19 protein-coding genes are annotated in these 23,216 nt (G+C 54.4%); 10 read left to right on the top strand and 9 right to left on the bottom strand.

Annotated elements, in window-relative coordinates:
• The first annotated feature begins 77 nt into the window (after positions 1 to 77).
• Both L5470_RS00720 and L5470_RS00715 read left to right on the top strand, forming a co-directional pair.
• The gene (locus tag L5470_RS00720; RefSeq protein ID WP_099798493.1) at positions 78 to 1,241 is read left to right on the top strand and encodes a pyridoxal phosphate-dependent aminotransferase; all 1,164 of its coding nucleotides are present in this window, start codon (positions 78 to 80) and stop codon (positions 1,239 to 1,241) included.
• A gap of 145 nt (positions 1,242 to 1,386) precedes the next feature.
• On the top strand, positions 1,387 to 2,328 hold the full coding sequence (locus L5470_RS00715) for an SWIM zinc finger family protein (protein ID WP_499497537.1): 942 nt from the start codon (positions 1,387 to 1,389) through the stop codon (positions 2,326 to 2,328).
• Between the two features lie 26 nt (positions 2,329 to 2,354).
• On the opposite strand, the gene L5470_RS00710 is transcribed toward L5470_RS00715, so the two are convergent.
• From L5470_RS00710 to L5470_RS00695, 4 genes are all read right to left on the bottom strand, one after another.
• Positions 2,355 to 3,710, bottom strand: coding sequence for an S-layer homology domain-containing protein (locus L5470_RS00710; RefSeq protein ID WP_099798495.1), 1,356 nt, complete (start codon positions 3,708 to 3,710; stop codon positions 2,355 to 2,357).
• A 142-nt stretch (positions 3,711 to 3,852) separates the two neighbouring features.
• Positions 3,853 to 5,730: a cation:proton antiporter gene (locus tag L5470_RS00705; RefSeq protein WP_499497534.1), complete on the bottom strand. Its 1,878-nt coding sequence runs from the start codon at positions 5,728 to 5,730 to the stop codon at positions 3,853 to 3,855.
• A 174-nt stretch (positions 5,731 to 5,904) separates the two neighbouring features.
• Positions 5,905 to 6,225: a DUF2499 domain-containing protein gene (locus L5470_RS00700; RefSeq protein ID WP_099798497.1), complete on the bottom strand. Its 321-nt coding sequence runs from the start codon at positions 6,223 to 6,225 to the stop codon at positions 5,905 to 5,907.
• Positions 6,225 to 7,334, bottom strand: coding sequence for a zinc-dependent dehydrogenase (locus L5470_RS00695; RefSeq protein ID WP_499497532.1), 1,110 nt, complete (start codon positions 7,332 to 7,334; stop codon positions 6,225 to 6,227). The genes L5470_RS00700 and L5470_RS00695 overlap by 1 nt, the downstream gene beginning before the upstream one ends.
• Before the next feature lie 93 nt (positions 7,335 to 7,427).
• On the opposite strand from L5470_RS00695, the gene L5470_RS00690 reads away from it, so the two are divergent.
• Both L5470_RS00690 and L5470_RS00685 read left to right on the top strand, forming a co-directional pair.
• Positions 7,428 to 9,023, top strand: a complete 1,596-nt coding sequence (locus tag L5470_RS00690) for a DUF6930 domain-containing protein (protein ID WP_499497530.1) — start codon at positions 7,428 to 7,430, stop codon at positions 9,021 to 9,023.
• A gap of 27 nt (positions 9,024 to 9,050) precedes the next feature.
• Positions 9,051 to 9,824: a type 1 glutamine amidotransferase gene (locus L5470_RS00685; protein ID WP_499497528.1), complete on the top strand. Its 774-nt coding sequence runs from the start codon at positions 9,051 to 9,053 to the stop codon at positions 9,822 to 9,824.
• Here L5470_RS00685 and miaA read toward each other — a convergent pair.
• Positions 9,807 to 10,694 carry a tRNA (adenosine(37)-N6)-dimethylallyltransferase MiaA gene (gene miaA / locus L5470_RS00680; protein ID WP_499497526.1) on the bottom strand — a complete coding sequence of 296 codons (888 nt, stop codon included), beginning with the start codon at positions 10,692 to 10,694 and terminating at the stop codon, positions 9,807 to 9,809. The genes L5470_RS00685 and miaA overlap by 18 nt on opposite strands.
• A gap of 127 nt (positions 10,695 to 10,821) precedes the next feature.
• Here miaA and gyrB point away from each other — a divergent pair, with 127 nt between their 5' ends.
• From gyrB to L5470_RS00665, 3 genes are all read left to right on the top strand, one after another.
• A complete protein-coding gene (gene gyrB, locus L5470_RS00675; protein ID WP_099798502.1) occupies positions 10,822 to 12,744 on the top strand; it encodes a DNA topoisomerase (ATP-hydrolyzing) subunit B in 1,923 nt (640 codons plus the stop codon).
• Between the two features lie 94 nt (positions 12,745 to 12,838).
• Positions 12,839 to 13,723: an ACP S-malonyltransferase gene (fabD, locus tag L5470_RS00670; RefSeq protein ID WP_499497523.1), complete on the top strand. Its 885-nt coding sequence runs from the start codon at positions 12,839 to 12,841 to the stop codon at positions 13,721 to 13,723.
• Complete coding sequence (locus tag L5470_RS00665; protein WP_227517580.1) at positions 13,696 to 14,370, top strand: lysophospholipid acyltransferase family protein; 675 nt, start codon at positions 13,696 to 13,698, stop codon at positions 14,368 to 14,370. The genes fabD and L5470_RS00665 overlap by 28 nt, the downstream gene beginning before the upstream one ends.
• Here L5470_RS00665 and gap read toward each other — a convergent pair.
• The 4 genes from gap to L5470_RS00645 form a co-directional block, all read right to left on the bottom strand.
• The gene (gene gap, locus L5470_RS00660; RefSeq protein ID WP_099798505.1) at positions 14,367 to 15,389 is read right to left on the bottom strand and encodes a type I glyceraldehyde-3-phosphate dehydrogenase; all 1,023 of its coding nucleotides are present in this window, start codon (positions 15,387 to 15,389) and stop codon (positions 14,367 to 14,369) included. The two genes, L5470_RS00665 and gap, sit on opposite strands and share 4 nt — an antisense overlap.
• A 37-nt stretch (positions 15,390 to 15,426) precedes the next feature.
• The gene (locus tag L5470_RS00655) at positions 15,427 to 15,765 is read right to left on the bottom strand and encodes a rhodanese-like domain-containing protein (protein WP_499497520.1); all 339 of its coding nucleotides are present in this window, start codon (positions 15,763 to 15,765) and stop codon (positions 15,427 to 15,429) included.
• Between the two features lie 68 nt (positions 15,766 to 15,833).
• Complete coding sequence (locus L5470_RS00650; protein ID WP_499497518.1) at positions 15,834 to 17,372, bottom strand: NAD(P)H-quinone oxidoreductase subunit N; 1,539 nt, start codon at positions 17,370 to 17,372, stop codon at positions 15,834 to 15,836.
• Between the two features lie 101 nt (positions 17,373 to 17,473).
• On the bottom strand, positions 17,474 to 18,205 hold the full coding sequence (locus L5470_RS00645; RefSeq protein WP_499497516.1) for a lipid-binding SYLF domain-containing protein: 732 nt from the start codon (positions 18,203 to 18,205) through the stop codon (positions 17,474 to 17,476).
• A gap of 284 nt (positions 18,206 to 18,489) precedes the next feature.
• Between L5470_RS00645 and L5470_RS00640 the strand changes: the two genes are divergently transcribed.
• The 3 genes from L5470_RS00640 (at position 18,490) to L5470_RS00630 (ending at position 22,941) form a co-directional block, all read left to right on the top strand.
• Positions 18,490 to 20,463, top strand: coding sequence for an NAD(P)H-quinone oxidoreductase subunit 5 (locus L5470_RS00640; RefSeq protein WP_499497514.1), 1,974 nt, complete (start codon positions 18,490 to 18,492; stop codon positions 20,461 to 20,463).
• A 70-nt stretch (positions 20,464 to 20,533) separates the two neighbouring features.
• Positions 20,534 to 22,114: a photosynthetic/respiratory NAD(P)H-quinone oxidoreductase subunit D1 gene (ndhD1, locus tag L5470_RS00635; RefSeq protein ID WP_099798509.1), complete on the top strand. Its 1,581-nt coding sequence runs from the start codon at positions 20,534 to 20,536 to the stop codon at positions 22,112 to 22,114.
• Entirely contained in the window at positions 22,114 to 22,941 is an 828-nt protein-coding gene (locus L5470_RS00630) for an alpha/beta hydrolase (protein WP_099798510.1), read from the top strand. Before ndhD1 ends, L5470_RS00630 begins: the two co-directional genes overlap by 1 nt.
• The last annotated feature ends 275 nt before the right edge of the window (positions 22,942 to 23,216 follow it).

Genomic DNA, 23,216 nt, shown 5'->3' with positions numbered 1-23,216 from the left:
AGCCACCCCAGCCCCTCGCCGTTTGGGGTAGCAACTACAATAAGGTAGAAAAATCCGTGCCGAAGGGAGACGTAAGGATGGAGTTGGCAACGCGGGTGATGCGGGTCACGCCGTCGGTAACTTTAATGATTGATGCCAAAGCAAAGGCCATGCGAGCCGCAGGGGAAGATGTTTGTAGCTTTAGTGCCGGAGAACCGGACTTTGACACCCCTGCCCACATCCGCGACGCTGCTAAGATGGCTCTGGATCAAGGCAAAACCCGTTATGGGCCAGCAGCAGGCGAACCCGCCTTACGTCAAGCCATTGCCGACAAACTCAGAACTGAGAACCACCTCCCTTACACCGCTGAAAACATTCTTGTGACCAATGGCGGCAAGCAGTCCCTTTTTAACTTAATGCTGGCGCTGATCAACCCTGGGGATGAGGTCATTATTCCAGCACCCTATTGGGTCAGCTATCCAGAAATGGTGCATTTGGCGAGTGGCACGCCTGTCATTGTCCACACCACTGCTGAAACAGGCTACCGCATTACCCCCGCTCAACTGGAGGCGGCGATCACCCCCAAAACCCGCCTGTTTGTCCTCAACTCCCCCAGCAACCCCACGGGTATGGTCTATACCCCAGCGGAAATTCGGGCATTGGCAGAGGTCGTTGTGCGCCATCGGTTGTGGGTGGTGTCGGATGAAATTTATGAAAAAATTCTCTACGATGAGGCAGAACACTTAAGTATTGGTGCTGTTAGCGACGCTGCCTTTAGCTACACCATTGTCAGCAGTGGTTTTGCGAAGGCCTACGCCATGACAGGGTGGCGAGTGGGGTACCTTGCTGGTTCCGCTGAGCTGATTAAAGCCACGACAAAAATTCAGGGGCACAGCACCTCGAATGTCTGCACGTTTGCGCAGTACGGGGCGATCGCCGCTCTCCAAGGCAGCCAAGATTGCGTCGCCCAGATGCTAGCAGCCTTTCGCCAGCGTCGCCAGCGGATGTATGCCGGAATTACAGGCATTCCCCAACTGCGTTGCGTCCAACCCCAAGGGGCATTTTATCTATTTGTGGACATTGCCAAAACCGGGCTGAGTTCCGTGGAGTTTTGCGATCGCCTCCTCGAAGAGGCCAAAGTAGCCACTATTCCAGGTAAAGCCTTTGGCATGGATGATCATATTCGCCTGTCCTATGCGACGGATATTGAAACGATAGAAAAGGGGTTGGAGCGGCTAGCAGCGTTTGTCGCCCAACTGTGAACGTGGTCAACAGGAGACGGCTCAGCACCAGTCTTGTCGAATCGCGGTATTCATGGCTAGGATCGGAGCACGAGATCAACCCTGCTCCGATGGCGTGCGGTCAATTCTTTCAGTCTGCGCAAACGTTTGCAAGGTCACCCCTCCTATGAAACAGCCCCAGATTTTAAGAATTACCCGTAAGGCTGCCAGCCTCAAGGAAAAACAAAAGCAGCAACAACAGGCGCCTGCAACCACCAGCCCTTCAACTCCAACTGAGGCTGCCGTTGTGGCCACTGACCCTCAAGCGTTATCGCCCGATCGCCAACAGTGGTGGAGTGAGCGTTGGATCAGTGTTCTAGAATCCTTTGGCTGGCGACGACGGATGGAGCGGGCGCGGATTTATGTGCGCGAAGGACGTGTGCTAACCCTAGAGTTCAAAGGCAATCAGGTGCATGCCCAAGTGCAAGGAACTGCTCCTGCCCCCTACCATGTGACACTACACCTCGATGCTTTTACCGCTGAGCAGTGGCAATACGTTATTGACAGCATGGCTCAGCAAGCTCTCTACAGCGCAAAACTCTTAGCCGGAGAGTTGCCCCCCAGCATTGAAGAGGTCTTTACCCAAGCGGGGTTGAGTTTGTTCCCCTTCACCAAGTTCGATATCCACAGCCGCTGCAATTGCCCAGATCCCGTCAATCCCTGTAAGCACATTGGTGCAGTCTATTACCTGCTGGGTCAACGCTTTAAGGAAGACCCCTTTTTGCTGTTTCAGTTGCGAGGTAGAACCAAAGACGAGATTTTGCGGCAGATGCGGCACTCCCGCGCAACTCCAGAGTCCCAGCCACTACCCCCACCCCCCCTACTGACCTATACTCCCCCCAAAACCGATGCTAGGTTTTGGCAGTACACTGCCCCACTTCCTGCCGATTTGGTAGTGCTTGTGCCCCTAGGGCAACCGGATGCTGTCCTGTCGGTGCTCCTCCCCCTTCCCCACGAGAATGCCGGTGAGGCCTCTCACTTAATGAATTGTTTACAGCAGATGTATAACACGGCAAGTTTGGCTGCCTGTCAATTAGCTATGAGCGAGCCCTTGGAGCCATCAGACTAGGGAGCAGGTGGAGACCCCGCTAAGTCTTAGGGTGTCACAGTGAAAGACTGTGTTAAGGTCAACCCTAAATCCGTATTAGCATCAATAACCACAACACGACGAACCGCAGGATCAATCACCCCACCAATGGTTGCGCCGGCAGCCGCACCGGTAATGACTTTTTCTGGGGTAATCTGGCGATCGCCAATAACAGCAGAGGCACCCGTGGCCAAGGCCGCCCCAATGAGGGAGTCACGGACAACAGAGCTTGCTGGACGACCTTGGTTTGTTTCAATGGCTGCGCCAGCGGTTGCCCCCGTTAGCACTTTTAGGGGAGTAATGGTGCGATCGCCCGCCAAGCCAGAAATCCCTGCCGCGACAGCAGCACCGATCGCCGCATTGCGAAAGACATTCCCAATATCGGGATCGCGGGTATCGCGAATTTTTTTGACTACATTTGAGGTTGCCGCTAGGGGAATCTGCTGGTTATTAATGACTACCGTATTGGCCACGAACCGAGAGCCGCCTTGAGAGGGTTGAATTTGGCCATAGATTTCGCTACCGCTGGGAATCACTACTCGACCTTGGCTATCGCGGACATCCGCCGCCGCCACCAGACGAATCGGCACAGTTTCCTTGGGAGTAACAATAATGCGCTCAGCATCGGGGAAGCGAGCCGGAATTCGTTGGCCTGCCGATAGAGCCATGGGGGTTGCACTGGCTCCTGCAACATACTGCATGGGCACTAAGGCTTGAGCACCGGCTGTGCGAGTCGCTTGGCAGAGGAACGCAGCAATGTCGGCACGGGTGGCCAGTTGATTGGGGGCAAAAAATTGCACGTTGGGATAGTTCACGACCACTTGTTTAGCGGTTGCTGCCGCCACCCCCGAACGCCCATACTCGGGAATCGCCGTTGCATCACTGAATTGAGCCAAGGTTGCCTCCACAGAGGCTGGGGCAGGATACTGCAGGCCACTGGCTAAGGCCACTACCGCCTGTACTCGGGGAATATTTTGATTGGGTTGAAAGACATTCCCCGGATAGCCGCTCAAAAATCCAGTACGGGTTGCATTTTGAATGGCACTAAACGCCCAGAAATTACTGGGAACATCGTTAAAGGTACTGGGGGTGCGCACCACGGGTGCATTGGGAAAAGCTTTCCCCAGCATGGCGGCATACTCCGCTCGCGTCACGGCGGCATTAGGGCGAAAGGTGCCATCGGGGTAACCGCTAATAATATTGCGGCTGGCCAAGTGATCAATACAGGCTTGCGCCCATGTATTTTGAGTATCTATAAAGCGGGATTGCGCCTGAACAGGAGTCATCAAGAGGGTGGCAAGAGTCCCTGAACTGAGTAAACCGCAGCTAAAAAACGCCATGCCGCGCTGTGCTATGTTGTGCATCGCAACATCTCCAAAAAGTTGAACAATTTCTGCAAAAATTTTGCAAGGCTTGACCCCTGCAGAGCCTGCTCAGGGTCTCCACACTGGGGCAATCACCATAGCCATGGTTAGATGGTTACGCCCTATGACGGGAATTGCTGCTTCAGGTTCCTTGGGGGGATGGTGTTTCACTGGGCACCAATACAGATTCCACGTGGGTATTGACGGGCCAGCCAGAGATGAGCGCCTGCGGTAGTGTATGGGGTTTGGGATTGTGCAGCAAATAGATGAGGCGATCGCCGGGCTGCCATTCTTCATTCGCTCGGACAATGCGCAGCCCCTCGGGACGCTCCACCAATAGCGGCAGAACTTTTCCGGAGCGGATCAGCGCATCAAGGTGATCCCGTTGCAGATGGGATTGCTCCTCCTCGATCACCAGTTCACCAATCCGTACTGCCTCAGTCGCGATATATTGATTCCACGCTTTGATCGAGAGTTGGGAGGTAAAGGCCGCACTCATGCCGAGGGGGCACTCCTCAAGACTCAGGGCAGCTAAGACCCGGGGTGGGTGAAATTCTTCGAGGACTCGCTGCGCTAAAACAGCATTGACTTCAGTATTTTTGGTAACGGCCAAGTAGGTTCCCAATTGGGTAATCCCCGCCTCCTGCAGAATATTTAAGTCAAGGGCACTGCTAAGGTACACCGGCACGTGTTCTTTGCGGGCAATTTCTACGGCTTCGGCATCGGTGTCAATCATCACCACTTCTTCACCGCGATCGCGCAATAGTCGTGCGAGAAGACGACCCAAGGGAGTACACCCAGCAATCAATACCCCAGAGGCTCCTTGTGCCCGCACATTGAGCTTGGTAGCAACCCAGCGGGCTGTTAAGCCTTGGGCAAAGACCGTCATCAAAATCGTCAGGAACACTTGAGCTTTGATGGCATCACCGCCACTGATCCCAGCATTGGTGAGGGTAATGGCAAACAACGATGCCACCGAGGCAGCAACAATCCCCCGCGGGGCAATCCAACTCAAAAAGGCCTTTTGCTGCCAGCTTAGATCACTGCCCCACGTACACACCGCTACCACCAAGGGGCGAATCACCAGCATTAACCACAGAACCGTTAATATCCCCGCCCCCCCTAGCTCCCTTAAGCTAGCAATGGACAGATCAGCGGCTAAAAGCACAAAGAGCACTGAAATGGAGAGGGTACTGAGTTGTCCTTTGAACCGCCGCAACAGCCGCTCGCCGGGCACTTCACACCAGCGCAGCATCAGCCCAAAGACAACAGCAGTCATTAGTCCCGATTCACTCACCATTTCCTGGGAGAGCCACACCAGCCCCCACAGTACCGCCAACACCACCAGATTTCGTAGCTCGTCCTCTAAAAACCACGCCCAGCGCAAAAATCGGCTCAAGAGCCAGCCGCCAACACCGCCGATGACTGCCCCAGTGGCCAGTCGCTGTGCCATTCCCGTGGCGATCGCCGCCACCCCGAGGTCTTGCTCTAGCACCACATTCAGCACCACCACCGCCAAAATAGCGCCGATGGGATCAATTAATACCCCTTCCCCTTCAAGGATTACCGCCAGCTTGTGCTCAACCCCCMCCTGCCGCAGCAGCGGTCCTACGACCGTGGGCCCGGTCACAACCACAAGCGAGGCGTACAAAAAGGCAATGCGCCACGGAAAATCACCAATCCAGTGAGCCACCATCGCACCCGCGACAAGGGTGATTAGGCCCCCTACAGTCACCAACTTCCAGAGGCTACCGGTAATATCTTGATCGGCACGGCTGAGGTCTAAACTTAATCCCCCCTCAAACAGAATGAGCGCTACACACAGGGGCACAAGTACCTCTAGGCCGTCCCCCAATATGTCCGGATGCACTAACCCCAAACCGCTGGGGCCGCAGAGAATTCCAGCCAACAATAGCAGCACAATGCTGGGCAGGCGTAACCACTGGGCAGCGACTTGCGCACCAATGCCCAGAACGACTGTGATAACAAACAAACCAGTCAGTTGGGTACTACTGTCCATGGCGACCTCCGCACGTCCTCAGTCTCGGCGTTCAGGGATGGATTGACGGGGAAACGTTTCTCCTTGCTCTACGCTAGGTACCGGCTCAGAGCTGCCAATTGTGATACGCAATCCAATCATTCCGTGAGGCAAGCATGATAACAGCATACTGGAAGTCTTTAAGAACTGCCAATTTCAATCAATCCTGTCAGGACGATAGCGTTGCCGCCCCCGCCACCACAGCCATGCGGCTGCAAGACACAGGGTGCAGTTGCCGACAAAGGTGAGAATTGCTTGCAGATCCACAAGCCATGCCAGACGAGGGGCATTATCGAAGTAATGCCATGTACAGGCACACATCGCACTAACAAGCGCCGGCAGCATTGCCCAGGCTAACCATCGCCAGCCTTCTTGGGGGCGGTATCGATGGAGTTGCTGCACAAACCAGATGGCGGCTATCCACTCAAGGACACTGGAAATATGAATAACCCACGTGGGGAGAGAAAGCGCGTGCATTAGGCATCCGGATAGATGAGAATCTTGTAGGTGTCGGCGGTGGGGGAGACGGCCTGCTCGACGGCCTCAGCCAGCTTTGCCAAGGGATAGCGATCGCTGATGAGGGCATCCACATCAATACGACGATTAAAAATAATGTCACTGGCCAAGGACTGAAGGCGATAGGAGGAACTATAGCTGCCGAGGAGATCGATTTCCCGGCGATAAAGAACATTGGGATTGAGGGGAATCTCCACTTCATCGGGAAATTCAGCAAAGAAGAGAATTTTGCCCCCCTTGCGGGTGCACTCCAGGGCTTGAAAAAAGGCGCTCTCGCTCGGAACGGCCAACAAACTGACATCCACCCCTAATCCTTGGGTGAGCGCTTGAATCTTGGCATTGAGATCCGCATCCCGGGCATCAAAGGCAGCAGCAGCACCCACTTCTTTGGCTTTAGCAATGCGGGAGGGGAGTAAATCGGTGGCGATCGCCCGTGCCCCAAACAGATTCACCAGCATAATAAACATCAGACCAATTGGTCCGGCGCCGGTAATCAGCACCGTTTGACCGGGGGCAATCCCCGCCTTCTTGACCGCCTTCAGGCAGCAGTTCGTCGGCTCCACAAAACTAGCTTGCTCATCGCTGATGTCCTCAGGAATTGGAATCAGCCCACCGTGCTGCACAATGTGACCGGGAACCTTCACGTATTCAGCAAACCCACCGCCGCTGGGAATAAACCCTGCGGTTGTTGTAATCGTTTTATAGACATGGCACATCGAATAGTTTTCATTCAGGCAGTAGGTACAGTGCATACAGGGGATGTGGTGCATCACCACAACCCGCTGGCCCACCTGCCAGCCCTTTACCGCTGCCCCCACGGCAGCAATTTCCCCGGCTGTTTCATGCCCAAAAATGCGCGGTGGCTCATAGAGAGGGTAGCGGATTTTTTTAATGTCCGACTGGCACAACCCCACCACCTTAACCCGTACCAGCACCTCATCCGCTGCAATTTCCGGAATGGGTAACTCCTCGTAGCTAAGCTGGTTCACCCCTCGGAACACCTGTGCTTTCATCGCTAGTGGCTGACCTACTAACTCGTCACCCCTAAGATAATCGCCAGTGGCACGCACAGCAAGTGACGGGTAGCGCGACCCCTACATAGCCTATACGTATAGTGCGGTAAAGTAGAAAAGTATCTACCCGTTATTACGTGTACTGTTTTTGTGACTTTACCTGCTGCCACCTGCCGCCGCCTGCTGAATTTACCCCAATTCCCAACGGTGTGGGTTGGTGGAGTCTGTGCCTTTGTTGCTGATGATACCGAAGCCTACTGCGGTGCATGGCTAGATGCCAACAGTCAGTCTGTTCGCAGCATGGAAGTTGTGGAGCACCCCTTTAGCAAGCAACAACTGATGCGGCTGTTGGTGCAGGCAATGGAGCACCCCCATCCCAAAAATTCCCCCTGCCGACCGCAGACAATTATTGTTAACGATTTAGAACTACAGTTTTTCTTGCGGGGTATCCTCCTTCCCCTCGAAATTGAGGTGCAGTACAGCAAAGATATTCCTTTGCTACAGGAATTTTTTGCCTTTATGGAGTCAGAGTTAATTGACGAGGCAGAAGAGCAAGACGTCCTGCCACCAGAATACGCAGAGCTTTTTCTACCTAAAGTCAAAGCCTTTGCTGAACTCGATCTTTGTCAGCATCTATGTAATATGCAACCCCTAAAACTCTACTGTGAGTCTTGGGAGTCGCCCACATTGATTGCTCTGTTTATTAATCGCGAAAGCGACAGCATGAACCGCGAGTTTGGTGTCATGCTCTATCGGGGGGAAAAGGCCTTTTGGGACTTTTGGCAGCGAGCCATGACGGCACCGGCTGTTGCCGAGGAGGATGACGACGACGAGTACGACGACCCCAGCCTTTTAGATCAAGATTGCCTCCTGCTTAATTTTGAAGTTGCCGATACCGTCGATGCCCTAGACCACGCCTTCTTTCAACTGAAGGGGCAATATTACATGTTTGATGTGGGCGTTGTTCATCCCCTGGAAGGGGTGCGCCACTTCTTTGCCCCTGAAGAAGCGGAAATGGTCTATGTGGTGCTCGATGCCCTGATCCAGTTTTGGCAGCGGCACGGTAAAAAGTTCCGTCGCAATGCTTATCCAAGTATTGAAATGCCCCTAACCATTTCTTCCCCGCTCCACTCTGCCCTGAGCTATCAGGTGCAAGTAAGTACCGACCCGGACTTACTGGAGCAGATGCAGCAGGATATGGCCGCTAAGGAGCAGGAGTTAGCACCTGTTGAAATTAAAACTATTCCAGCAGACTTCTACACGCTCTTTCGGTTTGAAACGCCAGAGTCTCTTACTGAATTGCGCCAAGCAGTAAGCTATTATCAGCCCGGGACAGTCCCTGCCACCGTTGAGCGCTACCCCATCCTCATCATCCAAACCACAAAGCCCCAAGCCCTAGCGATAGCAGGGGCGCTTGCTAGTGAAGGAGGGGTGCACCATCTGACGCTTGTGTCCCATGGTGATCGTGGCTCTGACTCTCTTGTACTGCTGCAAACGAACGCAAATCATTTCTGGATGTGCCAGACCCTCAGTTCACGGGAGGTGGCAGAGCTGGACGAATGGTTTAGGGCGATAGCAAAGGGCAAGGGAGCCTGTGGGCTAGCCATTGCCTATGGGATGTCTGGCAAAACCCTGCGCCATCCCACCCTAAAACAAATGGTGGGCTTTTATGAAGTGTTTCTGCAGCCGAACCACATCGATCGCGATCGCCCCCCCMCCCCCCAGCCCATTGAACGCCGTAAATAGCCCAATCCGTTCTGAGCTAACAAAATCATGACTGCGCCCGCACCACGGATTCTATTACTTCAGGCTCGCGGGGATGCACTGACCCAAGCAGAAGAGCTAGCAGAGTTCGTGGCGTTTAGTGGCCTAGATCGCAGTCAATTTACGGTATTAAACGGCTTTGAGTGTCCTGATTTTGCCCCCAGTTGTATTCAAGGGTTTGACGCGCTGTTTATTGGCGGCTCTAGTGATGCAACGGTACTCAAGCCGCAGGTGTACCGCTTTGTGCCCCCTGCTATGGCCTTGATTTTGGCCTGCATTGAGCAGGATATTCCGGTGCTCGCCTCCTGTTTTGGCTTTCAGTTGGCGGTGCAGGCGTTGGGCGGCGAGGTGATTGTGGATCGCGATCGCATGGAGATGGGCACCTATGCGATGTATCTCACACCAGAGGGAGAGCAGGATCCACTGTTTCAGGGGTGTCCCAATCCCTTTTTGGCGATTTCTGGGCACCAAGAGCGCGCCCTCAGGCTGCCCCAAGGAGCGATTTTACTGGCCTACAGTGAGCGCTGCCCCTATCATGCCTTTCGCTTGGCGGGCAAACCCTTCTATGGGTTTCAGTTTCACCCGGAGGTGAATGATCGGGATTTGATTGCCCGGATCACCCGCTACTGCGATCGCTATCATTTAGACGGTCATGCCTTAGCTCGCCTCAAGGACAGTGCTCAGCCCMCCCCCCATGCCAACCGCCTCATTCAGCGTTTTGTGGAGGTGGTGCTCGGCTACTCGCGGGTGGGATCGCAAAAGATTCTAAGGGAGATGGCTTAGGATCTCAGCCATTTGCGCTTCGAGGGTGGTGCCCAGCACCCACAGGGCATTGGGTTCTTGGCGAAACCAGGTGCGCTGACGCTTGGCAAACTGTTGGGTATGACGCACGGTTAACTCAATGGCCTCGCTTAAGGTGATCTCTCCCCGCAAGTGTTGGCGCATTTCCCGGTAGCCCAAGGTATCGAGCAGAGGTAGATCATCCCCGTACTGTGCCTGTAACCGCCGAATTTCTGCGAGCCACCCCTGCGCTACCATCTGGTGAGTCCGCTGGGCAATCCGCTGGCGATCGCCCCCGCCAAGGACGAAATACCACACCGGATAGTCTGGCGGCTGCCGCTGCTGTTGTTGAGTCAGTGGTATCCCTGTGGTGTAATAGACCTCCAGCGCCCGCAAGGTCCGCACCTGATCGTGGGGATGGATGCGCTGCGCTGCTTGGGGATCCACCTGCTGGAGCCACTGATAGCACTGGGATTGGCCGTAGTGGCGTAATTGGGCGCGCAAGTCTGGCTGCGGTGGCACATCGGGCATCCGTAACCCCTGGGTAATGCTGCGGATATACAGCCCAGTTCCCCCAACTAGCACTGGGGTAATGCCCTGAGCGTGGTACTCGGCAATCAACCCTTGCGCCTGTTGTTGATAGGTACCTAGGGTCAAGGGGTCGGTGGGGTCACAGATATCCAGCAAATGGTGGCGCACCCGCGCTTGATCTGCCGCCGTTGGCTTGGCGGTGCCAATGTCAAAGCCACGATAGACTTGCCGCGAATCGGCACTTAAAATCACTGTGTCGAGCACCTCGGCGAGGGCGATCGCCAAGGCCGATTTCCCCGTGGCTGTTGCCCCCGCGATAACAATTAAGCCTGCATCCCCCACACAAATACAGCCTGAAAATTTCCTAGAATCGCCTATAACCCTTCCATGTTAAAATTTAGGTCAGATTTAACCTGAGGGCAAGCCAAACCATTATTTGCCCCACTGACATCGCAGTTAGGGAGTTGTCATGACCGCCGAGTATTCTTCTGCCCAGTTACGGGTGCTCAAAGGCCTTGAACCAGTGCGAACCCGTCCGGGAATGTACATCGGTAGTACAGGCCCCAAAGGACTCCATCACTTGGTATATGAAGTGGTGGACAACGCTGTTGATGAGGCCTTAGCAGGATACTGCTCCCTTATTTTAGTGCAGATTAATGCGGATGGCTCGGTCACCGTCACCGATAATGGCCGTGGGATCCCCACCGATACCCATCCAGATACCGGCGTGTCTGGGGTGGAAACGGTGATGACGGTTCTCCATGCGGGTGGCAAATTTGGGGATGGCGGCTACAAGGTCTCCGGTGGGTTGCACGGTGTTGGGGTCTCTGTCGTCAATGCCCTCTCGGAATGGCTGGAAGTCACGGTGTGGCGGGGTGGCGCCATGCACCGTCAACGCTACGAGCGGGGGGTGCCCATCACTGCCCTTGAGAAAACACCGGATACCACCCAGCGCCGAGGCACATCCGTCACCTTCTTTCCCGATCGGCAAATTTTTACTGAAACCATCGACTTTGATGCCAAAGTCCTGATGACTCGCCTGCGGGAATTGGCCTATCTCAATGCTGGTATTCAGATTGAGTTTCAGGATTTACGCCCCACCCCTCCTCTGCGGGAAACCTATTGCTACGAAGGCGGCATTCGCGAATACGTTCGCTATATGGTGCAGGAAAAAGACCCCCTGCACCCAGAAATTATTTACGTCCAAGGGGAAAAAAATGATGTGCAGGTAGAGGCAGCGCTGCAATGGTGTGCCGATGCCTACAGCGAGAACTTGCTGGGATTTGCCAACAACATTCGTACTGTGGATGGGGGCACCCACATGGAGGGGTTAAAGGCCGTCCTCACCCGCACCCTCAATACCTTTGGCCGCAAGCGGAATAAACTCAAGGAAAATGACGCCAATTTAGCGGGGGAAAATATCCGTGAAGGCTTAACCGCCATTATCTCGGTGAAAGTTCCCAACCCCGAATTTGAAGGGCAAACTAAAACCAAACTGGGCAATACCGAGGTACGGGGGATTGTGGACTCCATTGTGGGGGAAGCCCTCACCGAGTACCTTGATTTTCACCCCAGTGTGACGGATACCATCCTCGAAAAAGCCATTCAGGCCTTTAATGCCGCAGAAGCCGCCCGGCGAGCGCGGGAAATGGTGCGACGCAAGTCGGTGTTGGAGTCTTCAACCCTGCCCGGTAAGCTGGCAGACTGTAGCTCCCGAGATGCATCAGAATCGGAGATTTTCATTGTGGAGGGCGACTCTGCGGGAGGCAGCGCCAAGCAAGGGCGCGATCGCCGCTTTCAAGCGATTCTACCGCTACGGGGCAAGATCCTGAATATCGAAAAAACCGATGATGCCAAAATTTACAAAAACAACGAAGTGCAAGCCTTAATTACCGCCTTGGGCTTAGGGGTCAAGGGGGAGGAATTTGATCCAGATAAGCTGCGCTACCACAAGGTGATCTTGATGACCGATGCGGATGTGGATGGCTCCCATATTCGTACCCTCCTGCTGACATTTTTCTACCGCTATCAACAAGAACTCATTAACCGTGGCTTTGTGTACATTGCCTGCCCTCCTCTCTATAAGGTGGAGCGGGGGCGACAGCATTTTTACTGCTATAGCGATCGCGAACTGCAACAGCAACTGGCTACGTTTCCGGAGAATGCCAACTACACCATCCAACGCTTTAAGGGACTAGGGGAAATGATGCCTGCGCAGCTATGGGAAACTACCATGAACCCCCAAACCCGGATCCTGAAGCTGGTGGAAATTGAGGATGCGGCTGAAGCCGACCGCATTTTTACAATTCTCATGGGCGATCGCGTCGCACCCCGGCGCGAATTTATTGAGACCTATGGCCCGCAGTTGGCCTTGGAGAGTCTAGATATTTAATTTTTGATGCTTAAATAAAAAAAACTGCCCGTAGGCTAGAAAACCAGTGGGTGACCTGCACCCCGTTCTCGATATTCTAGGTTGAGCAGCACGCATGACAAAAACAGCATGGTTGTTTCCCGGCCAAGGCTCGCAGCACAGCGGTATGATGGCGGATTTACTGGAGGCCTATCCCCCCGCTCAGGAACGCTGTGATCTGGCAGCATCGATCCTAGGCTGGTCGGTGCTCGACTGCTGTGCCGGAACCACGGGTAATTTAGATCAAACCCTTTATACGCAGCCAAGTCTGTTTGTGGTGGAGAGTCTGTTGGTGGATGCCCTCAAAGACCGTGGCGCAACAGCAGACGTTGTGGCAGGCCATAGCTTAGGGGAGTACGTGGCGCTGTATGCTGCCGATGTCTTTGACTTTGTGACGGGTCTGAAGCTGGTGCAAAAACGCGCTGAACTGATGAATGCTGCCGGGGGCGGCAAAATGGTGGCGCTCATTGGCTTTGATCGCGATGCGCTGTTGGCGGCGATCGCCACCACCCCTGATGTCGTGCTGGCCAACGATAATCATCCCGGGCAAGTGGTGATCTCAGGCACCCCTGCTGCCGTCGATACCCTCCTGACCCAAGTCAAGGTGAAGCGGGCAGTGCCCCTCAATGTCAGCGGCGCCTTTCACTCCCCCTTTATGGCAGAAGCGGCGGCGGAATTTGCCAGCGTCTTAGGGAACTGTACCTTCCACGATGCAGTGATGCCGGTCTTAAACAATGTGGAGCCCCACCCCACAACCGAGGCCAGCGTTATTAAAGAGCGCCTACGCCAGCAAATGACGGGTTCCGTTCGCTGGGTAGAGACCTGCCATGCCTTGGCTACCGCAGGGGTGACCCAAGCTTTAGAAGTCGGGCCGGGGGCTGTCCTAGCAGGCTTAGTCAAGCGCACCACCCCAGACATTAATGTGACGGGGGTTTGCTCCATCGCTACCTTGCCCGCCTAGGAGTCGTCGCTGTGCCCCGCGATCGCGAACCCTTCATTAGTCTGGTGTTGTACCATCTGTTCAAGTGGTCAGTGGTCAGCCCCGTGCTGCACACCTACTTTCGCGGGCGCATCTATGGCGCGCACCACGTTCCCCAGCGGGGGCCGTTGGTGGTGGTGGCCAATCATGCTAGCTACTTTGACCCTCCCCTGATTTCCAACTGTGTGCGGCGACCCGTGGCGTGGATGGCGAAGGAAGAACTCTTTCGCGTGCCTATTTTGCGCACCCTGATTCGGTGGTATGGTGCCTATCCCGTCAAGCGGGGTGCTAGCGATCGCCGTGCCCTGCAAGCGGCTTTGCACGCCCTCGATCAAGGCTGGGTCGTAGGCGTCTTTCTCGAAGGCACCCGCACTGCGGACGGTCGCATCTACGATCCCAAGCTGGGGGCGGCGCTTATTGCAGCTAAAGCCCAAGCCCCCCTGCTGCCAGTATGCCTGTGGGGAACTCAGGAGATCCTTGCCAAGGGGCGATTTCCCAGACCCGTGCCAATTACCGTCCGCATTGGTGAGCCGATTGCCCCTCCCTTAAGTGGCGATCGCCATCACCTAGAAGCCACTACCCAAGACTGCTGCCGCTGCATTAACGCGCTGCACGCCCAAGGCCGCTAGAGCAAGCCCTCTTTCGTGGCCATAACCTTCATTAAGTCCACCACGCGATTCGAGTAGCCCCACTCGTTGTCATACCATGCCACCACCTTGAAAAAGTTGCTGTTTAGCTCAATGCCAGCGGTGGCATCAAAAATACTGGAGCGGCCATCCCCAATAAAGTCGCTGGAGACAACCGCCTCCTCGGTATAGCCCAGAATGCCATTGAGTTCCCCTGCGGCGGCAGCCTTCATCGCAGCACAGATCTCGGCATAACTGGTTGCTGTCTCTGTTTTGAAGGTCAGATCCACCACAGACACATCGGGAGTAGGCACCCGAAAGGCCATCCCCGTTAGCTTACCCTTCAGTTGCGGGAGCACCAATGTCACCGCCTTGGCCGCTCCGGTGGAGGCAGGAATAATATTTTGGCCAGCACCGCGCCCACCGCGCCAGTCTTTCTTACTGGGGCCATCCACAGTAGGCTGGGTGGCAGTTACCGAGTGGACGGTGGTCATTAACCCTTCCGCCACGCCAAACTGCTCGTGGAGCACCTTAGCCACTGGCGCCAGACAATTCGTTGTGCAACTGGCATTGGAGACCACAACATCCACCGCCGGATCAAAGGTATCGTGGTTCACACCCACCACAATGGTTTTTACCTTATCCGCATCCTTCGTCGGAGCCGAAATGACGACGCGCTTTGCCCCTGCCTGTAGGTGCTGAGTCGCCCCCTCAAACCCCGTAAACAGTCCAGTTGACTCCACAATATAATCTGCTCCCACTTTTCCCCAAGGCAATTCGGCGGGGTTGCGTATAGCGGTGCAGGGAATAAAGCGGCCATCAATCTCAATGCCATCGCCCGTTGCCTTGACACTGCCGCCATAGATACCGTGGGTGGAATCGTACTTAAACAGGTAAGCAAGGTTATCCGCAGGAACGAGATCGTTAATGCCGACAAATTCGATAGTGTTACAGGCTAAGCCAGCCCGTAGAACTAGGCGACCAATGCGGCCAAAGCCATTAATGCCAACTTTTAGAGTCATGGAGAATCTCCTGAGGCAACAACAAGATTAATCAAGATTAATAGCGGGGTAGGGTGGGATCAACCGCAGTAGCGTAGGCATCAATGCCACCGACAATGTTCTTGACATTGMAAAAGCCCTGCTGCACAAGCCAGTGACCCATTTGGGCGGAGCGTACCCCATGGTGACACAGCACTAGGGTTTCTTTGGCCGGATCAAGAATCTGGCAAATTTGGGGTGACCACTCGGCAAACTGGCTCAGGGGTAACAACCTAAAGTGAGGGAGGTGGGCGATCGCCCACTCTGAGGGTTCACGAACATCGACAAGTTGCAGCACCTGCGCCTCACTAGCCAGCCGCTGCGCCAGCTCCTTCACGCTAATTTGCCCCAGCATCATCCCTTCCCCAAATCATCCCCCGATTGTGCCAGAGGATGCCAGCGATCCCAGTTAAATCATCGTTAAGCTTAGGGGGATTGGAGCGGCTGATAGGCCACCTCAACACTGAGGGGCTGAGCCGCCACACTCGGCACATCAAGGATCGCGGTATTCACCAAGTTAAAGATTGGGTTGGCCAGAATCCCGGCCAAAGAGGTGGCCACCACCATCGTCACTAGCCCTACCTGCAAAGGACGCATCCCAAAAGCAGACCACGAGACCTCTGGATAGCGTTGCACTGCCACGGACATTTCCTTGGGTTCCTTGACCACCATCATCTTGACAACGCGGATGTAGTAATAGATCGAGACCACACTGGTCAATAGCCCCAAAATCACCAGACCGTAGGCTCCCGCCTGCCAACCAGCCCAGAACAGATAAATTTTGCCAAAGAACCCCGCTAGGGGAGGAATGCCGCCCAAGGACAGCAGACAGAGGCTTAAACCAAGGGTCAGCAGTGGATCTTTTTGGTACAGCCCCGCATACTCACTAATTTGATCGGTGCCCGTACGCAGTGAGAACAGGATCACACAGGTAAAGGCGCCCAAATTCATGAACAGATAGACCAGCAAATAAAACAGCATACTGGCATAGCCTGCTTCGGTGCCCACCACAAAGCCAATCATCACAAACCCCGCTTGGGCAATGGAGGAGTAGGCCAGCATCCGCTTCATACTGGTTTGGGCAAGGGCAACAATATTGCCTAAGATCATGCTGAGAATGGCCAGTACCGTAAAGATTAACTGCCATTGCGCCGTCACACTGGGAAAGGCCAAGGTCAAAAAGCGGATGGCCAAGGCAAACCCCGCTGCCTTTGACCCAACCGAGAGAAAGGCGACAACAGGGGTCGGTGCCCCTTCATAGACATCTGGCGTCCACTGGTGAAAGGGCACAGCGGAAATTTTGAAGCTAATGCCAGCAATCACAAACACCAAGGCCACGACTAAGCCAAGGGATTGGGAGGATAAGGCGTGGGCAATTTCGGGTAAGTGGGTATGCCCACCGGAGAGGCCGTAAAGGAGGGACGACCCGTATAGGAAGATAGCGGAACTCGCTGCACCAATCAGCAAGTACTTCAAGGCAGCTTCGTTAGAGCGGCTGTCGCGCTTTGTATAGCCAGTTAATAGGTAGGAGGCAATACTCAGGGTTTCAAGGGCAATAAAGATAAAGACTAGCTCTTCGGCACCGGACACAAACATACCGCCAACAGTGGCCGTTAACAAAATCGTCATAAATTCGCCCAAGGAGCTACCGGTTTGCTCCACGTAGCGAATGGACATCAAAATTGTGCCCAAGGCCGACAGGGCAATCAAGCCGCGAAAGACAAGGCTGAGGTTATCGGAGCGGAAGCTGCCCAAGAAGCTCGCCGTCTCTGCCTGTCCCCATTGCGGAATCATGGCCAACACTGCACCGGCCAAGCCAGCGATCGCCAAGTAGGGAGTCCAGCGATCGGCGCTGCGCCCCTGAATCAGATCGGCAAGAAGGACGATGAGAAGAGTAACAATAACAATTGTCTCAGGTACAATGGTACCCGCATTCAACTGTGCCGCCAGTGTTACCAGATCCATAACTATCCGCGCATTGATTGAGTCCCCCATATCATATCACCCGCGTTTTCGTTTAATGGGGGCACTGCGATCAGGTTCTGCTTATACCTAGGATAGGTTTTTTAACGGGCAGCACGCGCTAGGGCATTGTACAGACCGTTGAGTACCGGCGGGGACGGCAGCGCAACAGCATTCTCGAAAATTTGAGTTGGTGTCAGGTTGCGCTGGCCATAGAAGCGGGTGTTGGCATTGCGGTCAAAGCTAATGGTTGCCCCTTCGATGGCAACCCCGGCAAACAACCCAGCATTGCGGGCATAGGAATAGACTTGAGGGCTAGGATCCGTAGGGCTGACAATATCGCCGCCCACAGGTCCGGCAGCCACCGAGACATTGCCCCCCAGCCGAAAGGACTGCGCTAAACTGCGCAGGACAACGGATTTATCCATAAAGGCCAAAATGACATCGCTGGACTGGGCACCAATTTGCAGGCCAAAACTGCCGCCAGTAATGGTGATGAAGGCGGGTTTACTCCAATCGTTATTGTTGTCGCGCACTAGCAAAATGCCTGCCCCACGGCGACCACCAAAGAGGAACCCAGCTTGCACAACATTGGGAACAATGGCAATCCCCTGTGCCCGCTGGATAATCCGTGGCGGAATGCGTTGATTGTTATTGAAGCTAAACTGTCCGAGGACAAAGGTGGCGTTTTCTACCCGCTGCACCATAGCGGGATCGGGTACAGTTTGAGCAGTAACCCATCGGGGAAAAAAGACCACGGCGATCGCCCCTAGGGCAATCAAACCCCATTGCCGGAGTACTCCCCCCCACAGCAAATGTACGTGTACAACCGTCATCGCTTCAAGTTACCTCAAATCAACCATAGAAATTATTGACGGCAGTCGCGGCAGCCCACGTTCCCGATCGCCTCTCTTTCCATCGTGCCCCCAAGGCCTGACCAAATCTAAAGAAAATCTGTTTTGTAATTTTCTGTAACCAGCACCACTACCCGTGTTCGTGAGGGGATATGGCAGAATGTAAAGGGTTTTGCCTAGACTAGCGATTAATACCTACTAAAGTCCCCATAGACCTAGAGTATATCCCTAGATAGAGCAGATCAGCTCAAGGTTAGGTTGCACACATGGAACCCCTGTATCAATACGCATGGCTCATTCCCGTCTTACCCTTGCTGGGTGCCTTAGTTGTTGGTTTTGGCCTCATTTCCTTCTCTGAGACCACCAGCCGCCTGCGGCGACCCAGCGCCATTTTCATCATGGCTCTCATGGCGATCGCCCTTGGCCATTCCCTCGCCATTTTGTGGAGCCAAAGCCACGGGCACGCTCCCTATACCCAGATGATTGAATGGGCGGCAGCGGGCAGCCTGCATATCGTCATGGGCTATGTCATTGACCCCCTCGCAGCCATGATGCTCGTGGTGGTTACCAGCGTTGCGTTTCTGGTGATGCTCTACACCGATGGCTACATGGCACACGATCCGGGGTATGTACGGTTTTATGCCTACCTCAGCCTGTTTGGCTCCTCGATGCTGGGGTTAGTGGTCAGCCCTAACTTGGTACAGGTCTATATTTTCTGGGAACTGGTGGGGATGTGCTCGTACCTACTGGTGGGGTTTTGGTACGACCGCAAAAGTGCGGCAGAAGCGGCTCAAAAAGCGTTTGTTACCAATCGCGTTGGCGACTTTGGCCTGCTGCTGGGGATGGTGGGTCTCTTTTGGGCAACCGGTACCTTTGAATTTGGTGAAATGGGCGATCGCCTCACCGAGTTACTAAACAGTGGCTTGCTCTCTTCGCAGTTGGCCGCCATTCTGGCCATCCTTGTGTTTCTCGGTCCGGTGGCCAAATCCGCCCAATTTCCCCTGCACGTCTGGCTTCCCGATGCCATGGAAGGTCCCACCCCCATTTCGGCACTGATCCACGCGGCAACAATGGTGGCGGCGGGAGTGTTTCTCATTGCCCGTATGTTCCCGGTCTTTGAGCAACTCCCTATCGTCATGGACATCATTGCTTGGACAGGGGCATTTACCGCCTTCATGGGTGCCACCATTGCCATTACCCAAAACGACATTAAAAAAAGCCTTGCCTACTCCACCATTTCTCAGCTCGGGTACATGGTGATGGGGATGGGCGTGGGCGCGTACAGTGCTGGATTATTTCACCTGATGACCCACGCTTACTTCAAGGCCATGCTCTTTTTGGGGTCAGGTTCTGTCATTCACGGCATGGAAGGCGTTGTGGGTCACGATCCTAACCTTGCCCAAGATATGCGCTATATGGGAGGCTTGCGCAAATATATGCCCATTACGGGGCTAACCTTTTTAATTGGGTGCTTAGCCATTTCTGGGGTTCCTCCCTTTGCTGGGTTTTGGTCCAAGGATGAGATTCTTGGGGCGGTGTTCCATGCCAACCCTGCGATGTGGGTACTGACTTGGCTGACTGCGGGTCTAACGGCCTTTTATATGTTTCGGATGTATTTCATGACCTTTGAGGGGCCGTTTCGTAACGTCCCTGCCGAGCTTCAAGCACATCACGATCAGGGGCATGGCAAGCACCATGCTGCCGCACCCCACGAATCGCCTTGGACAATGACGGTTCCCTTGGTCGTGTTGGCTATTCCCTCAATGCTCATTGGTTTGCTGGGCACCCCCTTTAACAATCTCTTTGAAGCGTTTGTTCATGCTCCCGGAGAGGCGATCGCAGCCCATAGTTTTGATTTAACGGAGTTTTTAGTGCTGGCGGGCAGCTCCGTTGGCATTGGCCTCATTGGCATTACTGTTGCCTCCTTGATGTACCTCAAGGGCACGCCCAGCCCCCAAAGCATTGCCAAGGCGATCGAACCCCTCTACCAGTTTTCCCTGCACAAGTGGTACTTTGATGAGCTGTACGACGCAGTATTTGTCAAAGGCTGCCGCCGCTTAGCACGGCAGGTGTTGGAAGTGGACTACAACGTCGTGGATGGTGTGGTCAACCTCACCGGCTTTGTCACCATGGTCACCGGTGAAGGGCTGAAGTACTTTCAGAATGGTCGTGCCCAATTCTACGCCCTCATTGTTTTACTGGCGGTGCTGGGCTTCGTGATCTTCTCGGTGCAAACTTAAGCGCTTCTTCTTACCCCACCATTGACCATCATGGACATTATCTATTCCTTGAGGAGTAACGAGTACCCCCATGAGTAACTTTCCTTGGTTGACTGCAATCATCCTTTTTCCGATTGTGGCCTCCTTTGCGATTCCCCTGATTCCCGACCCTGAAGGGAAAGGACGACCCATTCGTTGGTATGCCCTTGTCATTGGCCTGATTGATTTTGCGGCCATTGTTTATGCCTTCACGAACTTCTACGACCTAAATACCCCTGGGCTGCAATTGTGGGAAAGCTATGATTGGATTCCGACCTTGGGGTTGCGCTGGTCTGTGGGGGCGGATGGTCTCTCAATGCCCTTAATTTTGCTGACGGGCTTTATTACCACGCTGGCAATTTTAGCGGCCTGGCCTGTTACCCTCAAGCCGCGTCTTTTCTACTTCCTGATGTTGGCGATGTACGGCGGTCAAATTGCTGTCTTTGCCGTCCAGGATATGCTGGTGTTCTTTTTGGCATGGGAACTGGAGTTGATTCCGGTTTACCTGCTGCTGGCCATTTGGGGGGGCTATAAGCGGCAGTACGCCGCCACAAAATTTATTCTCTACACCGCGGGTAGCTCCCTGTTTATTCTGGTAGCGGGCTTGGCCATGGCCTTCTACGGCGACACCATTAGCTTTGATATGCATACCCTAGCGATGAAAGACTATGCCATGGGCTTTCAACTGCTGGTCTATGCTGGCTTTTTGGTAGCTTATGGGGTAAAACTGCCGATTGTACCGCTGCACACATGGCTACCGGATGCCCACGGTGAGGCAACCGCCCCGGTGCACATGCTCTTAGCCGGTATTCTCTTGAAAATGGGTGGCTATGCGCTTATTCGTATGAATGTGGATATGCTGCCGGCAGCCCACGCCACCTTTGCACCAGTCTTGGTGATTTTGGGGGTGGTGAATATTATCTATGCTGCTCTGACGTCCTATGCCCAGCGCAACCTCAAGCGCAAAATTGCCTACTCGTCAATTTCCCATATGGGGTTTGTGCTCATTGGCATTGCTTCGTTTACTAATTTGGGGATGAGCGGTGCTGTTCTGCAAATGGTGTCTCACGGTCTCATTGGCGCCAGCCTCTTTTTCTTAGTTGGGGCAACCTACGATCGCACCCATACGCTGATCCTCGAGGAAATGGGGGGGGTTGGCCAAAAAATGAAGAAGATCTTTGCGATGTTTACGGCCTGCTCGCTGGCCTCCTTGGCATTGCCAGGGATGAGTGGCTTTGTGGCGGAGCTACTCGTATTTATCGGCTTTGCCACCAGTGATGCCTACTCCTTGCCCTTTCGGATTCTTGTGGTCTTTTTAGCAGCGGTGGGGGTTATCCTCACGCCCATTTACCTTCTGTCGATGTTGCGGGAAATTTTCTTTGGGCCAGAAAACAAGGAACTGACGGAGCATGAGGCGCTGATCGATGCTGAACCCCGGGAGGTCTTTATTATTGCCTGCCTGTTGGTGCCGATTATTGGTATTGGCCTATATCCCAAGCTGCTGACGCAAATTTACGATGCCACCACCGTACAGGTGATTGCGCGAGTGCGCGAGGTCGTACCGACCCTTGCCCAACACCCTAGCTCCTCAGTGGCCGACATGCCGAAGGTGGCACCAGAGCTAAACGCCTAATGGGGCAGCTGCGGCACTACCTGCTGGGGGAGGTTAGTTGGCAGCGGCTGGTGCGCTCAGCAGTCCTGATCTACGTCCTTGTGGCGGCCTACGTTTACGTCCGTGCTGATGCTATGATCTTTCGGCCGCCGCCTCCCACCTATGATTTGTTGGCTCAGATGCGCCTTATCCCCATGGAGGGGGGCGATCGCCTCGCGGTGCTGTATTTACCGAATCCCGCAGCTACGTTCACGCTGCTGTACAGTCACGGCAATGCCGAAGATTTGGGGGTAATTGAACCCCTCTTGACCCAGTACCGCGATTGGGGGTTTGCTGTGTTGGCCTACGACTACCGTGGCTATGGGCTGAGTACGGGCACCCCCAGCGAAGCCAATGCCTACCAAGATGCCAGAGCCGCCTACAAGTACCTGACCCAGACTCTCAACGTTCCACCAGAGCAGGTCATACTGTACGGGCGATCGCTCGGGGGCGGTGTCGCCACAGAACTGGCGACCCACGTACCTGTTGCTGGGCTGATCTTAGAAAGCACGTTTACCTCTGCCTTTCGGGTTGTGGTGCCTTTTCCCTTGTTTCCGTTCGATAAATTCACCAATCAAGCCAAGCTACCGCAGGTGCCGGTGCCGGTTTTAATCCTGCACGGGACTGCCGATGAGGTCGTGCCTTTTGAGCATGCCCAAGCCCTATTTGCCACTGCGGCCACCCCCAAATTTTCCCTGTGGGTTGAGGGTGCTGGTCACAACGATTTTAGTGCTGTTGCGGGCGATCGCCACCGGCAGGCACTGCAAGACTTTGCCCACATTCTGCACGGTTTGCGAACTAACGACTAGCGGTGTGCCATAGGTATGTTGCCGCCTCGTCCAAGTAAAGGTTGATTTTGGAGACCGGTTGCATCGGTCGCACACCTTTCTATGTCTGCTACGATAATGCCATGGCACCAGCCTGCCAGTACAAGGGATCGCAGGTCTACGCGCAACAGTCCCCCATGGAGCAGTGGCTCCATCGGTTGCGCTACCTGTACAACTAACTACCGGCAGATTGCCGCAACGGTGAGACATACAATAATCTGTCAGGGATTGATCTAGAAGGAATAAAGAGAGAAGAG

The organism is Synechococcus sp. PCC 6717 (genome assembly GCF_022698185.1).
GTDB lineage: Bacteria > Cyanobacteriota > Cyanobacteriia > Thermosynechococcales > Thermosynechococcaceae > Thermosynechococcus > Thermosynechococcus lividus.
This window is presented reverse-complemented; position numbering and strand designations above follow the sequence as displayed.

What these genes read in the sequence shown, in the direction of transcription:
- L5470_RS00700 (WP_099798497.1), bottom strand. Translation starts at nt 6,225, where the DNA reads ATGCACGCGCTTTCTCTCCCCACGTGGGTTATTCATATTTCCAGTGTC.
- L5470_RS00640 (WP_499497514.1), top strand. Translation starts at nt 18,490, where the DNA reads ATGGAACCCCTGTATCAATACGCATGGCTCATTCCCGTCTTACCCTTG.
- L5470_RS00715 (WP_499497537.1), top strand. Translation starts at nt 1,387, where the DNA reads ATGAAACAGCCCCAGATTTTAAGAATTACCCGTAAGGCTGCCAGCCTC.
- L5470_RS00630 (WP_099798510.1), top strand. Translation starts at nt 22,114, where the DNA reads ATGGGGCAGCTGCGGCACTACCTGCTGGGGGAGGTTAGTTGGCAGCGG.
- L5470_RS00645 (WP_499497516.1), bottom strand. Translation starts at nt 18,205, where the DNA reads ATGACGGTTGTACACGTACATTTGCTGTGGGGGGGAGTACTCCGGCAA.
- L5470_RS00650 (WP_499497518.1), bottom strand. Translation starts at nt 17,372, where the DNA reads ATGGATCTGGTAACACTGGCGGCACAGTTGAATGCGGGTACCATTGTA.
- fabD (WP_499497523.1), top strand. Translation starts at nt 12,839, where the DNA reads ATGACAAAAACAGCATGGTTGTTTCCCGGCCAAGGCTCGCAGCACAGC.
- L5470_RS00710 (WP_099798495.1), bottom strand. Translation starts at nt 3,710, where the DNA reads ATGCACAACATAGCACAGCGCGGCATGGCGTTTTTTAGCTGCGGTTTA.
- gap (WP_099798505.1), bottom strand. Translation starts at nt 15,389, where the DNA reads ATGACTCTAAAAGTTGGCATTAATGGCTTTGGCCGCATTGGTCGCCTA.
- gyrB (WP_099798502.1), top strand. Translation starts at nt 10,822, where the DNA reads ATGACCGCCGAGTATTCTTCTGCCCAGTTACGGGTGCTCAAAGGCCTT.
- ndhD1 (WP_099798509.1), top strand. Translation starts at nt 20,534, where the DNA reads ATGAGTAACTTTCCTTGGTTGACTGCAATCATCCTTTTTCCGATTGTG.
- L5470_RS00720 (WP_099798493.1), top strand. Translation starts at nt 78, where the DNA reads ATGGAGTTGGCAACGCGGGTGATGCGGGTCACGCCGTCGGTAACTTTA.